Here is a 12,486-nt window from a genome sequence, read left to right as displayed (position 1 = left end):
GGCTACCTCCGCAGTGGCTGACGCGCGCTTTCTACTACAAAATAAGGCTGTCCGTACCACAAACTCTTGGCCGGAAAGTTCAACGGCCCAACTAGCCGCACTAATCTCCGTACTTTTGAGCAACTAAGGCCCTCAGACCGTCCGTGTCGCGGGGGCCATTCACATGGGTTTAAAAATATTATTCACCGTTTTACTTGTCTTAGTAAACGGATTTTTCGTGGCCGCCGAATTCGCGCTGGTCAAGGTGCGCATTTCGCAGATTGAGCTGCGGGCCAAAGAAGGCAACCGACTGGCCAAGCTCACACTCAGCATGTTGCAGGACCTGGAGGCTTACCTCTCAGCCTCGCAGCTGGGCATTACGCTGGCCTCCCTGGGCTTGGGTTGGATAGGCGAAAGCGTGGTGGCCTCCATCATTCTGGCGGCCGTGCACGCCCTCGATTTGAACGTGACGCCCGAGCTGGCCCACCAGATTGCGCTGCCGGTGTCGTTTGCCACCATCACGGTGCTGCACATCGTCATCGGCGAGCAGGCGCCCAAAATGCTGGCCATTCAGCGGCCCGAGGCCCTGAGCATTGCCATCGCCCTGCCGCTGCGGATATTTTATATCATCAGCTTTCCGGCCATCTGGATTCTGAACAAGCTGTCGGGCATGACGCTGCGCCTGTTTGGCGTGGATTCGGCCCACGGCACCGACGCCCACACCTCCGACGAGCTGCGCATGCTGCTCGACCAGAGCAAGGAAAGCGGCGAAATCCAGGACTCCGAGCACGAGCTGATTGAAAACGTGTTCCAGTTCAACGACCGGATGGTGAAGCAGATTATGGTGCCCCGCACCAAGCTCTCGGCCCTGGACGTGAACGCGCCCGCCGACCAGATTCTCGACGTCGTCTTCAACGAAGGCTACTCGCGCATGCCGGTCTACGAAGGCAACATCGACAACATCGTGGGCGTGCTCAACGTGAAAGACCTGCTGCCCATCATCCGGCGGGGCGAGCCCGTGGAGCTGGCTCGCATCATGCGGCCGCCCTACTTCGTGCCCGAAACCAAGAAAATCAACCGCCTGCTGCGCCAGTTCCAGCGCAAGCATATTGTGATGGCCATCGTGAGCGACGAGTTCGGCGGCGTGTCGGGCATCGTCACCATCGAGGACATCATGGAGGAGCCTGGTGGGCGAAATCCAAGACGAGTACGACAACGAGGTGCCCGTGGTGGAAAAGGTGACCGAGGACGAATACCGCGTGAACCCCGCCACGCCCATCTCCGATGCCAACGAGTATCTCCCCTTCCCCCTGCCCGAAGGCGAAGACTACGAAACCGTGGGCGGCCTGCTCAACGTCATCTACGGCAGCATCCCGGAAGTGGGCGACGTGGCCGTGCTCGACCCCTACGAGTTCCGCGTATTGCAGCGCTCCCGCCGCGCCGTGGAGCTGGTGCAGCTGCGCGTGACCACCGTGGCCGAGCGCGCCGAACCCCGCGGCGACATGGGCGACGAGCTCTAGCGCCGGGCAGCACTTGCCTGGGCGCTGCGCTTAGCCCCTCCTTTCCAGGTTGCACAACACTGCTAGCCGGTAAGGGGCAGTGCCGGGTTATACACCTCCTATCAGGATGCGGACGCCATCCTGCAGGGCACGTATGTACACGCTCAGTATTGCGCCGGCGCCCAGTACCAGCATAGAAATCCCGACCAGCGCGCCTCCCCAACCGCCGCCAAAGAACGCCAGATTGGCTACCGGAATGGCGAGGGCCATAAGGACTGCGCCGGCCAGCGTGAGGAGTAGGTACCGGATGGCCCGCCTATGGTCGCCGATATAGAATAAATGGGCGCCAAACATGCCCAGCAACAAGGCCAGCGCAAACGCCACTCCTTTGCGGACGTAGCGCACAGGCTCGGGCGCTGGAAATTGAGCCAGCCGTGCTGATTCCTGGGCCATAGGCTTCGCAGCCAGCTGCAATCGCACTACGCTCGATGCGTTGGCAGGATTCGGGCGCACCACATGGCGAGCAGCCGGCTCAATTTGCCAGCCAACTACGTGCCGGGATACCGGCCGGCTGATGTGCCTTGCCCTCAGGGGCATCGGCTCAATTGCTTCGGGTACCTCCGTAAGCGTAGCCGCAGCGGCTACCTGCGCAGTGGGTTCGGGCTGCTGCGCACTATTGGGCTGAAAGGTGTAGCTGGAGCGCTGGCAGCTACCAATAAGCCCTGTTAGCGTGAGGCCAAAAAGCACACAAACAACGCGGCTGCAATGGGACATTATTTGCGAAGCAATTGGTAGAAGCGCAACGAAGCAACACCAAGGTGGCCACTCATTCCAAGTCAAATTTCAGATGCGGTAGACTTTCCATTCACTCTATTGAAGTAGAATGGAGCGCAATCAGACACACCTACACCGATAAACACCGCCATTTTGCGGACTTTATAAACCCGCTGTGCCAGGCAAAAGAAACCCCGGCGCATTATGCTTCGCGCAGTTTCTGAGAAGGCAAATTGAGCTGACTTGTGCCAATTATCGGCACGCACTCTGGCCTACTCCCGAAACCAGGCGGCATACGTCTGGTAATTGGCGGCCGTGCGCCGCAGCCCTTCGCGCTGCTCCCCCGTCACGGGCTTGATTTTCTTAGCCGGCACCCCAGCATATAAGTAGCCCGGCTCGCACACGAAATTCTCCAGCACCACCGCCCCTGCTGCGATGATGCAGCCGCTGCCCACCACGGCGTGGTCCATCACAATGGCGCCCATGCCGATGAGCACGTCGTCCTCCACAGTGCAGCCGTGCACAATGGCCCGGTGCCCAATGCTGACGCGGCTACCAATGGTGAGCGGCGCCCGCTGGTAGCTGCAGTGAAGCACGGCGCCATCCTGAATATTGGTTTCGTTGCCAATGCGGATGCGGTGCACATCGCCCCGAATCACGGCCGTAAACCAGACCGTACAGCCCCGACCCAGCACGACATCGCCGACAATGGTCGCATTATCAGCCACAAAGCAGTCAGCCGGAATTTCGGGATGAATACCGTTAACGGGAAGAATGAGAGCAGGCATGGCTTAAGGGCAGTGAGCAGTGAGCAGTGAGCAGTGAGCAGTGAGCAGTGAGCAGTGAGCAGTGAGCAGTGAGCAAAAGAACGTCATGCTGAGCGCAGCGAAGCATCTTTACCACAATACTTACTCAATCGTCCGTCAATAATCGGCTGTCATCCTGAGCGTAGCGGAGGACCTTATCACCGAAGAACGATTTATAGTAAACTCAAATGGCGCAAGCGTGATAAGGTCCTTCGCTGCGCTCAGGATGACAGTTAAGCCACCCCAATCAACCGCTTCCAGGTGCCCTTTTCCCAATTATACTTCAGCGTGCTAGGCAGCGCCTGCCAGAAGTACTTGCTGGTTTCTACCGCAAAGCTCGGCTGCATGTAGCAGTTGATGGTGCAGCCTTCGCAGGCCGGCAGCCGGCCTTCCAGCGCGGCCAGCCGCTGCGTTTCGGGCGCATTGTACAGGGCATACAGCTGGCCTTCGATGGGAAACTTCTGCTCGCCGAGGTGGTAGCAGGGCAGCACCAGGCTCGTTGCTGGGCGAGATAACCAGCGTGGTGCTAGCAGCCCGGCACACGGGCGCGGCCACGTGGTTGCCCCCATCGCGCCGCAACTGGATGAAGGCTTCATTCAAATACACGCCCTTGCGCTTGCCAAAGGCGGAGAGGTAGTCCAGTTCTTCGGGCGTTAGCTGTTCCCCGGTTTCCACGTCGCCGTACTCGAAGGCGGGGTTCAGAATCAGCACTAGGCCATTGGGCTTGGTAATGTCGCGGTACACGGCCTCCAGGTCCGCCAGGTTTTTGCGGAACACGGTGAAGAGGATGTCCGGCCGCTCACCCAGCTCCTTGGCCACGCGGATGCTTTCCAGTACGAAGTCGTAGCAGGCCACGCCGCGGCCCAGGTCGTGGGTGTCGCGGTCGGCCGAGTCGAGCGAGAAGTGCAGCATATCGACCAGCCCGCGCAGCTTTTCGGCGTTCTTGGGATAAAGCAGGCCGTTGGTGGTAACCGTGGTGATGAAGCCCATCTCGCGGGCCAGGGCCAGAAACTCGGGCAGCTGGCGGTGCAGCAGGGGCTCGCCGCCCGTGAAATCAATCACCGACACGCCCAGGCGCTTGAGGTCGCGCAGGTTCTGGGCCACATCCTCCAGCGTGATGTAGGGCGAAGGCTTCTCCCAGATGTCGCAAAACGCACATTTCGCATTGCAGCGGTACGTGACGTAGTAATTGCACAGAACGGGATGCTTGACGAGGCGCATATTTTGAGCTGTTAGCCGTTAGCTTTTAGCTGTTAGCTTTTTATGTTCCGGGCCTTTTGGGCGCTATAACGAAGCTAACAGCTAAAAGCTAACGGCTAACAGCTAAGCCCTAATGCGGCAGCTTGCCCCAGGCCGCCGGGTCCCATTGGGTGGGCGTGGCCGCCAGCGCCTCCGGAGTGGCCTCGCCGTAGTGCTCCAGGTAATAGTTGCAAAAGCCTTTCAGGGGGCAGCGCGGGCAGTTGGGCCGCAGGAAAAAGCAGATTTGCTGCCCGTGCCAGTAGTTGTGCTTGTGGAAGTTAAACAGGGTTTCGGCATCGGCGGGCAGCAGCGCGAGCAGCACGGCATGCGCCTTCTCCACCGAGACCTTGGGCCCCAGAAATCCCACCCGCTGGGCCACGCGGTGCACGTGCGTATCCACCGGCAATACCGGCTTTTGGTAATTAAAAAGCAGCAACAGGGAAGACGTTTTCAGCCCAATGCCGGGCATGTCGTTGAGCCAGGCCATGGCGCGCTCCAGCGGCCACTCGGCGAGGAAGTCCAGGTCAAACGGCCCGCCCGTTTCGGCCTGAATTCGACGCAGAATCTCCTGAATGCGCGGCGCTTGCGTATCCGGCCAGCGCGTGGTGCGAATGGCGTGGGCCAGCTCGGCCGTGGGGGCGGCCAGCACCCCGGGCCAGTCGCCGAAGGTTTCCAGCATGCGGTCGTAGGCCAGCTCTTCGTCGGCGTGGGTGGTGCGGTGCGACAGAATGGTGGAGACCAGCTCGCGCATGGGCGTGCGGCGCGGCTCGGGCGGCAGGTGGCCGTAGAAATGGTCGAGGATGACGTGGTCGGCCCAGGCTTTTTCGGCAGCGGGCGAGGCGTAGGTAGCGTCGGGGGTGGGCATGCCCGGTTGTACCGGCCGGCGCGGGGCAAAGTTGCGGGGCCGCGTTAGCTCAACTTAAAAGACACAAAAAAACCGGCGGCCAAGGCGGCCGCCGGTTTTTCAAGTTTAGCGCAAGCTGCGGGGTACGCAGCGGGCGTGGGCTTACAGTTGGCCGCGCTTGGCAGCTTTCTGCATTTTCTCGTTGGCGAAGATGGCTACTTCTACGCGACGGTTAGCGGCTTTGCCGGCAGCCGTCGTGTTGTCAGCCACGGGCTGGGTCGAGCCGTAGCCGGTAGCCGTGATGCGGGCATCGTCCACGCCCTGGGCCGTGATTTCGTTGGCCACAGCCTGAGCGCGACGCTCCGACAGGGGCTGGTTGATGGCGTCCGAGCCGGAGCTGTCGGTGTGGCCTTCAATCACAACGTTGGTGTCGGCGTACTTTTTCAGGGTAGCGGCGAGCTGGTCGATGTTGCCGGCGGCATCAGCGGTCAGCGCAGCCGAGTTGGTGTTGAACAGGATGCCCGAAGCGAAGGTAATTTTGATGCCTTCGCCTACGCGCTCTACTTTGGCGCCTTCCAGGTCGCGGCGCAGCTCAGCAGCGGCCTTGTCCATTTTACGGCCGATGAGGGCACCGGCACTACCACCCACAACAGCACCAATGATGGCACCTTTGGCCGTGCCCGATTTGCCGCCAATCAAACGGCCGGCTACGCCACCGGCTACGGCGCCACCCAGGCCGCCAATGATGCCGCCCTTAAGGGTTTTGCTCATGGTGCCTTTCGGCTTGGCAGTAGATACAGTGGAGCTTTGGGCTTGAGCGAAGTTGTTTACCAGCAGCAGCAAGGCAAACAGGAAGGAAAAAGACAAACGAAGAAATTTCATAATCAAAAAAGTGTTTGGGAAATATAAACAAGCCAGTATGTGACTCCGAGCCATGTGCTACGGACCGGCAAGTACGCCATTTGCAACCACCTTGCCAAACTGGCCAGCCTCGACACTAGTCGCGCAAATAAATCTTTGTCCTAAAGGAGTCTTATATAAAAAACGGCCCTCCCAAGGTGGAAGGGCCGTTTTTATGACCACTAATCGGCTGTGCCGAAGGCCGGTATTAGTTCTTTTTATTACGGTACTGCTCGTAGCGGGCAGGGTCCTTCTTTTTGTCTTTTTTACGACCTATCAGGCCGCCGCTCACCGCCCCAACCCCGGCCCCGATTACGGCACCTTTGCCACCGCCAATGATGGCGCCGCCTACAGCACCGGCACCGGCGCCCACCGTGGCACCTTTGGCTTTATTGCTCCATTTCTTCTTGGGGGTCTGGGCCTGAACATCCGAGGCAGCTACCATGAGAAAGGATATCATCAGCAGGAAAAATATTCTCAAAGTTTTCATGACACGTGCGGTTTAAGGTTGAAAAAACAACGCTGCTTAAACGCGGCCACCTCGCCCGGGGTTCACCATCCTAAGCTTAGCGAAGACCGCCAACAAAAAAGGCCACCCAAATGGGCGGCCTTTTTTGTTGTTGGCTGGCCTTTGTACCTGGCCGAGCAAAAGCGGGTTCAGATTACAAGCGGCCTTCTTCGGCAGCCTTCTTCATCTTCTCGTTGGCGTAGATGGCAACTTCTACACGACGGTTGGCCTGCTTGCCTTCCACGGTAGAGTTGTCGGCCACGGGCTGGGTTGAGCCGTAGCCCTGCGTGGTGATGCGGCTCGACGAAACGCCTTTGGCAATGGTCGAGGTGGCCACGGCCTGGGCCCGGCGCTCCGACAGGGGCTGGTTGATGGCGTCCGAACCGGTGTTGTCGGTGTGGCCTTCAATCAGCACGTTGGTGTCGGGGTATTTCTGCAGGATGGCGGCCATCTTGGTGATGTCCGATTCCGAAGCCGGGCGCAGGCTCGAGGAGTTCGAGTCGAAGAGGATACCCGAGTCGAAGGTAATTTTGATGCCTTCGCCCACGCGCTCTACTTTGGCGTCTTTCATGTCGCGCTGCAGGTCTTCGGCAGCTTTGTCCATCTTACGGCCGATGAGGGCACCAGCCGTGCCGCCAGCGGCAGCACCCACGATGGCGCCAATGGCCGTACCACGGCCTCCGCCGATAACCCGGCCCAGGATAGCACCAGCGGCCGCGCCGCTACCAGCACCAATCAGGCCACCTTTGGCGGTCTTGCTCATGCCGGTTTTGCGGGCACCGGTACCGTTGTTAGTCGAGAGGTCGGGCTGCGTGGTGGTCTGCTTCGTGCTGGCGCAGGAGCTGAACAACAGCACGAAAGCCATCAGCACAGAAAGTAGGGATTTGGAGGTGTTCATGTGAAAAAAGGAATTGGTGAAAATATTCTCGGGCTTATACGGGGAAAACCCGTTCCGGTAACGGTAACGGGCTTTCCAAGAAGTGTGCCGAAAGTGGAAAAAGCGCCTGAATGGCACTTAATGGGCTTTGGTGGGGGTGCGACGGGCCTCGCGCTGCTCGGGCGCCGCGGCCGCAACTGGCTGCAGCATACCCAATAAGTCGGCCAAACGCTGCTTGAGCTCGCGGCGGTCCACAATGAAATCCAGAAAACCGTGCTCGAGCACAAACTCGGCGCTTTGGAAGCCTTTGGGCAAATCCTTGCCAATGGTTTCCTTGATAACCCGCGGTCCGGCAAAGCCGATGAGGGCCCCGGGCTCGGCAATGTTAAAGTCGCCCAGCATGGCAAACGACGCCGTGACGCCGCCTGTGGTGGGGTCGGTAAGCAAGCTCACGTAGGGCACGCCGGCTTCGGAGAGCAGGGCCAGCTTGGCCGACGTCTTGGCCATTTGCATCAGCGAGTAGCCGGCTTCCATCATGCGGGCGCCGCCGGAGCGCGAAATCATGAGAAACGGCGTGCGATTCTGGCGGGCAAAGTCGATGGCGCGGGCAATTTTCTCGCCCACCACCGAGCCCATAGAGCCGCCAATGAACTTAAAATCCATGGCCGCTACCACCAGCGGCTGGCCGGTGGACAGGCCGTGGGCGGTGCGCACCGCGTCTTTCAGCCCGGTGCTGTGCTCCGTGGCCTTAATGCGCTTGGGGTATTCTTTGGTGTCGACAAACCGCAGCGGGTCGCCGGAGGTAAGGTCGGCGTCGAGTTCGGTGAACTGCCCGTCGTCGAACAGAAAATCGAAGTAGTCGACGGCATCAATGCGGTCGTGGTGGCTGCAGGAGGCGCACACACTGCGCAGGCGCTTGTGCTCGGCCATGGTCACCACCGTTTTGCACTCCGGGCACTTGTGCCAGAGGCCGTCGGGAGTCTCCTTTTTTGGTCGGTGGGGGTGACGATGCCTTTTTCTACGCGCTTAAACCAGGACATATAGGAGGGGTGTTTGTAGCTGGAAGCTAGTAGTTAGAATAAAACTGTAAGGTCAAAAGTAAGGAATTGTCAGGTTTGCCGGCAAAAAAGCCAGCCCAGTTCAACGAGCAGCCGGCAAATTTGCCCGGTGCTGATGGTTCCTACGCCAACGTAATTGAGCTGTCGAGGTATACATCCTGGATGGCATTGAGCAGCTCCACACCTTCGGCAAAGGGGCGCTGGAAGGCCTTACGGCCCGAAATCAGCCCCTGGCCCCCGGCGCGCTTGTTGATGATGGCCGTGCGCACGGCGGCTTCGCGGTCGCCCTCGCCGAGGCTTTCGCCCCCGGAATTAATCAGGCCAATGCGGCCAGAGTAGCAGTTGAGCACCTGGTAGCGGGTGAGGTCGATGGGGTGGTCGCTGCTGAGCTTATCATACATGGCCGGAAAGGTCTTGCCGAATTTCAGCGTCGAGAAGCCGCCGTTGTTTTCGGGCAGCTTCTGCTTGATGATGTCGGCGCCCATGGTCACGCCCAGGTGGTTGGCCTGCCCGGTGAGGTCGGCTGACACGTGGTAGTCCTTGTCGGCGGTCTTGAAAGCGTTGTTGCGGGTGTAGCACCACAGCACGGTAGCCATGCCCAGCCGGTGGGCTTCCTCAAAGGCGGCGGTTACTTCCACAATCTGGCGGTTGCTTTCCGTTGAGCCAAAATACACGGTGGCACCCACGGCGGTAGCGCCCATGTCCCAGGCCTGCCGCACCGAGCCAAACAGAATTTGGTCGAACTTATTGGGATAAGTCAGCAGCTCGTTGTGGTTAATTTTGACCAGAAACGGGATTTTGTGGGCGTACTTGCGGGCCACCGTGCCAAAGGTGCCGAAGGTGGTGGCCACGGCATTGCAGCCGCCTTCCACGGCCAGCTTCATGATGTTTTCAGGGTCGAAATACATCGGGTTGGGCCCGAAGGCCGAGCCGGCGGTGTGCTCGATGCCCTGGTCGACGGGCAGGATGCTCACGTAGCCGGTGCCGGCCAGGCGGCCGTGGTTGTAGAGCGCGCCGAGGCTGCGCAGCACCTGGGGCGAGCGGCTGCCGGGCAAAAAGCAGCGGTCCAGAAAGTCGGGGCCGGGGGCGTGCACCAGGTCCTTGCTCACCACGCACTGGTGGGCGAGCAGGGCTTCGTTTTCGGGGCTCAAGGTCAGCGTGGAGGCCATTCGGAAAGAGCGGGTTGGGGCGTTTTTCGGCGGGAAAAGGCCCGCTCGGGAAGAAAGCAAAGATAGGCCGAAAAATGCTGGGCAAATTGGGGTTGAGCTGCGCTGGCTGCGCGTTAAGCGCTACCTTGCTGCTCCAATGCGGCCGGGTGGTCCGGCCGCTTCCGGCCCGTCGTTTCACTCCTTTTGTCCCGTGAAAAACCTCTCCCCTGCCCTGCTGGCGCTGTCGCTACTGGCCGCGCCCGTTCTTAACAGCTGCGTTACCGCCAAGAAATACGACGACCTGAGTGCCCGCCAAAAGGCCGATGCCGAAGGCAAAGCCAGCGCCGAACGCCAGTACCGCGGCGCCACCGCCGAGCTGCAGAAAGCCTCCGACGAGCTGGCCCAGCCTGCGCCTCACCCAAAAGCGCCTCGTGACCGACTCGGCCGAAACCGGTGCCGCCTACCGCAAAACCCGCACCCTCTACAACGAGCTCAACAACAGCTACGACAAGCTGCTCAAGAACAGTGACCGGGAACTGGCCAACAAGTCGTCGGACTACAACAAAGTAGCCAAGGACCTCGCCCGCCGCGAAGCCGAGCTCGGCGAGCTGGAAACCACCCTGCAAAAAAGCAAAACCGAAAACGACCGCCTCGCCGCCGACCTCAAAGGCCGCGAAGCCCGCCTCACCGAGCTCACCAAAGCCCTTGCGGATAAAGACCAGGCCGTGACCGACCTGAAAGCCCGCGTTAGCAAAGCCCTGCTCAGTTTCAACTCCAGCGACCTGCAGGTGAAGCTCAAGGACGGCAAAGTGTACGTATCGCTTTCCGAGCAGGCTGCTGTTCAAATCCGGCTCAACGAAAGTGGACCCCAAAGGCCAAGAGGCCCTGAAAAAGCTCGCCGCCGTGCTGCAGGAGCAGAAAGACGTGAACGTGGTAGTGGAAGGCCACACCGACAATGTGCCCATTATGCGCGGCACCGCCGGCCTCACCGACAACTGGGACCTGAGCGCCCTGCGCGCCACCGAAATTGCCCGCCTGCTCACCAGCAGCGGCGTGCCGCCGGCCCGCGTCACGGCGTCGGGACGCGGCCAGTATGTGCCCGTGGCGGCCAACGATACGCCCCAGAACAAGGCCATGAACCGCCGCACCGAAATCATCCTCACGCCGAAGCTCGACGACCTGTTTCAGATTCTGGACAGCAACTCGTCCAGTAAGCCTGCTGCGGCGCCTGCCGGTAAATAATACGGCCGGCTAATACCGGTAAAGCCCTGATTCACGTTAGTTTCACCAGTCTGGCGCCGCTTGCCGGGCTGGTGTTTTCGTTTCTATCCATTCTACTCCCCTATGCGCCCATCTTTCCTCTTCCGCAGCACATTGCTTCTGTTTTTTGGTGGGGCAGTTGCCTGGCCGCCCATGCTTCTCACTTGCTGGGGGCCGACCTCACCTATGCATACGCCGGTACCGCGGCCCTGCCCAACCAGTACCGCGTGACAGCGCGGTTATTCCAGGATGCCACTTCAGCGGTGCAGAACTATGATATTTGGTTGACATGCGGCAAGCACGAATGCGGTACAGCCCTGGCCGGCAGCTTCACCGCTTTTATGACCCGCACGGCCGAGGTAACCGTGAGCCAGAACTGCGCTGGTGGCGGCTCCGGCGGCAGTCTGAATTACCGGGTGACCACGTTGGAAGCGCTGGTGCAGCTCCCGCCCGCCGATTGGACGCTGAGCATCAACGGCGAAAACCGGCGCTTCGGGTTGGTTAATATGGACCTATCGGGAATGCAAAGCATGTATGTGAAGGCCGAGCTGCACAATGCCACCGGCCTGATAAATTTCTCCCCTCAGTTTACCACCGCGCAGCTTATTCAGCTTTCTGGGCTGCAGGCGCGGTCCTTCAGCCTAAATGCCTACGACAGCGAGGGCGATTCGCTGGTGTACCGCCTGGTGCAGCCGTTGGCGGCTCCCAGTGCCTCGCCGGGCTGTAGCCGGCTTACGGTCGGACCCATTGCGCCGCACTTTCAGATTAATGCGGCTACGGGCCTGCGCACCGGCAGCGGACTGGCGGAGCAGGGCACTTACGCCCTGGCCGTGCGCGTCGACGAGTACCGGCGCGTGAGTGGCAACTGGCAGCAGATTGGCAGCATCACGCGGGATATGATTTACCTGCTGGCGCTCACCAGCAACCAGCTGCCCGCCTTTACGCGCGTGGCCCGCTCTGGCAGCCCAAGTAGCCAACTCCTGGGCCAAACCATTCCGGTCAGCCCGGGCCAGACGCTTTCGCTCACGGTAACGGCCACTGATGCCGACGCGGGGCAGGTGTTGGCCCTGAGCAGCCAAGTGCCGGCTGTTATTCCGGGCGCCACCTTTCAGGACCTCGGCAATGGCCAGGGGCTGCTGACCTGGCAGGTGCCGGCCACCCAGCCGTTGGGCCGCTACGCCCTGACGGCCACCGCCACCGACAACGCCTGCCCCGTGCCCGGCGCCGAGGTTCTGACGGTGCCCGTGGTGGTCACGCGGCAGGCGCTGGCCGCCCGCGCCCGCCGCCAACCGCTGGCGCAGCCGCCGCACCCCATGCCGTTTCAAGACGAAGTGCGGTTCCAACTCGCCGAGCCGGGCCGCCAGGCCGTGCTGATTACCGACCAGTTGGGCCGCACAGTAGCACAGCTCCTCTCGGCTGCCGACGGTACCCTGGTATGGCAGCCTGCTGCGACCGTGGCTGCCGGCCTCTACCTGGCCCGCAACCTGAGCGGCGCCCAAGTAGCACGGCTTTCTTACGCGGGCCGATAACGTTTTACGGGGCACTTTCTGAATCAAACCACCTCGTACCCAAAACTACAAAAAGGCCAGCCCCG

General features: G+C 60.7%; 11 protein-coding genes and 2 pseudogenes. 4 read left to right on the top strand and 9 right to left on the bottom strand.

Annotated elements, in window-relative coordinates; genetic code table 11:
* The first annotated feature begins 217 nt into the window (after positions 1 to 217).
* Positions 218 to 1,675 carry a hemolysin family protein gene (locus ACFQT0_RS31630; RefSeq protein WP_449272058.1) on the top strand — a complete coding sequence of 486 codons (1,458 nt, stop codon included), beginning with the start codon at positions 218 to 220 and terminating at the stop codon, positions 1,673 to 1,675.
* Here the strand turns inward: ACFQT0_RS31630 and ACFQT0_RS10470 are convergent.
* From ACFQT0_RS10470 to ACFQT0_RS10430, 9 genes and pseudogenes are all read right to left on the bottom strand, one after another.
* Positions 1,587 to 1,931, bottom strand: a complete 345-nt coding sequence (locus ACFQT0_RS10470; protein ID WP_380202549.1) for an NINE protein — start codon at positions 1,929 to 1,931, stop codon at positions 1,587 to 1,589. The genes ACFQT0_RS31630 and ACFQT0_RS10470 overlap by 89 nt on opposite strands.
* 593 nt (positions 1,932 to 2,524) lie before the next feature.
* Entirely contained in the window at positions 2,525 to 3,040 is a 516-nt protein-coding gene (locus ACFQT0_RS10465; protein ID WP_380202547.1) for a gamma carbonic anhydrase family protein, read from the bottom strand.
* A 251-nt stretch (positions 3,041 to 3,291) separates the two neighbouring features.
* Positions 3,292 to 4,279, bottom strand: a pseudogene (locus tag ACFQT0_RS10460) (radical SAM protein).
* A 109-nt stretch (positions 4,280 to 4,388) separates the two neighbouring features.
* Complete coding sequence (locus ACFQT0_RS10455) at positions 4,389 to 5,162, bottom strand: endonuclease III domain-containing protein (protein WP_380202545.1); 774 nt, start codon at positions 5,160 to 5,162, stop codon at positions 4,389 to 4,391.
* 141 nt (positions 5,163 to 5,303) lie between these two features.
* Positions 5,304 to 6,023 carry an OmpA family protein gene (locus ACFQT0_RS10450; protein WP_380202543.1) on the bottom strand — a complete coding sequence of 240 codons (720 nt, stop codon included), beginning with the start codon at positions 6,021 to 6,023 and terminating at the stop codon, positions 5,304 to 5,306.
* 226 nt (positions 6,024 to 6,249) lie between these two features.
* Positions 6,250 to 6,501: a YMGG-like glycine zipper-containing protein gene (locus ACFQT0_RS10445; protein WP_380202541.1), complete on the bottom strand. Its 252-nt coding sequence runs from the start codon at positions 6,499 to 6,501 to the stop codon at positions 6,250 to 6,252.
* Positions 6,502 to 6,703: 202 nt separating this feature from the next.
* Positions 6,704 to 7,447 (bottom strand): OmpA family protein, encoded by a 744-nt coding sequence (locus ACFQT0_RS10440; RefSeq protein ID WP_380202539.1) that lies wholly within the window; start codon positions 7,445 to 7,447, stop codon positions 6,704 to 6,706.
* Between the two features lie 117 nt (positions 7,448 to 7,564).
* Positions 7,565 to 8,466 (bottom strand): annotated as a pseudogene (gene accD, locus ACFQT0_RS10435) (acetyl-CoA carboxylase, carboxyltransferase subunit beta).
* 140 nt (positions 8,467 to 8,606) lie between these two features.
* Positions 8,607 to 9,653: a class I fructose-bisphosphate aldolase gene (locus tag ACFQT0_RS10430; RefSeq protein WP_380202537.1), complete on the bottom strand. Its 1,047-nt coding sequence runs from the start codon at positions 9,651 to 9,653 to the stop codon at positions 8,607 to 8,609.
* 190 nt (positions 9,654 to 9,843) lie between these two features.
* On the opposite strand from ACFQT0_RS10430, the gene ACFQT0_RS10425 reads away from it, so the two are divergent.
* The 3 genes from ACFQT0_RS10425 (at position 9,844) to ACFQT0_RS10415 (ending at position 12,421) form a co-directional block, all read left to right on the top strand.
* Positions 9,844 to 10,161 (top strand): hypothetical protein, encoded by a 318-nt coding sequence (locus ACFQT0_RS10425; RefSeq protein ID WP_380202535.1) that lies wholly within the window; start codon positions 9,844 to 9,846, stop codon positions 10,159 to 10,161.
* Positions 10,162 to 10,493: 332 nt separating this feature from the next.
* Positions 10,494 to 10,874, top strand: coding sequence for an OmpA/MotB family protein (locus ACFQT0_RS10420; RefSeq protein WP_380202533.1), 381 nt, complete (start codon positions 10,494 to 10,496; stop codon positions 10,872 to 10,874).
* A 71-nt stretch (positions 10,875 to 10,945) separates the two neighbouring features.
* Positions 10,946 to 12,421 carry a hypothetical protein gene (locus ACFQT0_RS10415; RefSeq protein WP_380202531.1) on the top strand — a complete coding sequence of 492 codons (1,476 nt, stop codon included), beginning with the start codon at positions 10,946 to 10,948 and terminating at the stop codon, positions 12,419 to 12,421.
* Positions 12,422 to 12,486: the final 65 nt, after the last annotated feature.

The sequence above is a fragment of the Hymenobacter humi genome (genome assembly GCF_042665855.1).
Taxonomy (GTDB): Bacteria; Bacteroidota; Bacteroidia; order Cytophagales; family Hymenobacteraceae; genus Hymenobacter; species Hymenobacter humi.
Note: the sequence above shows the minus strand (reverse complement) of the source record. Positions and strands in the feature narration are given on the sequence as shown.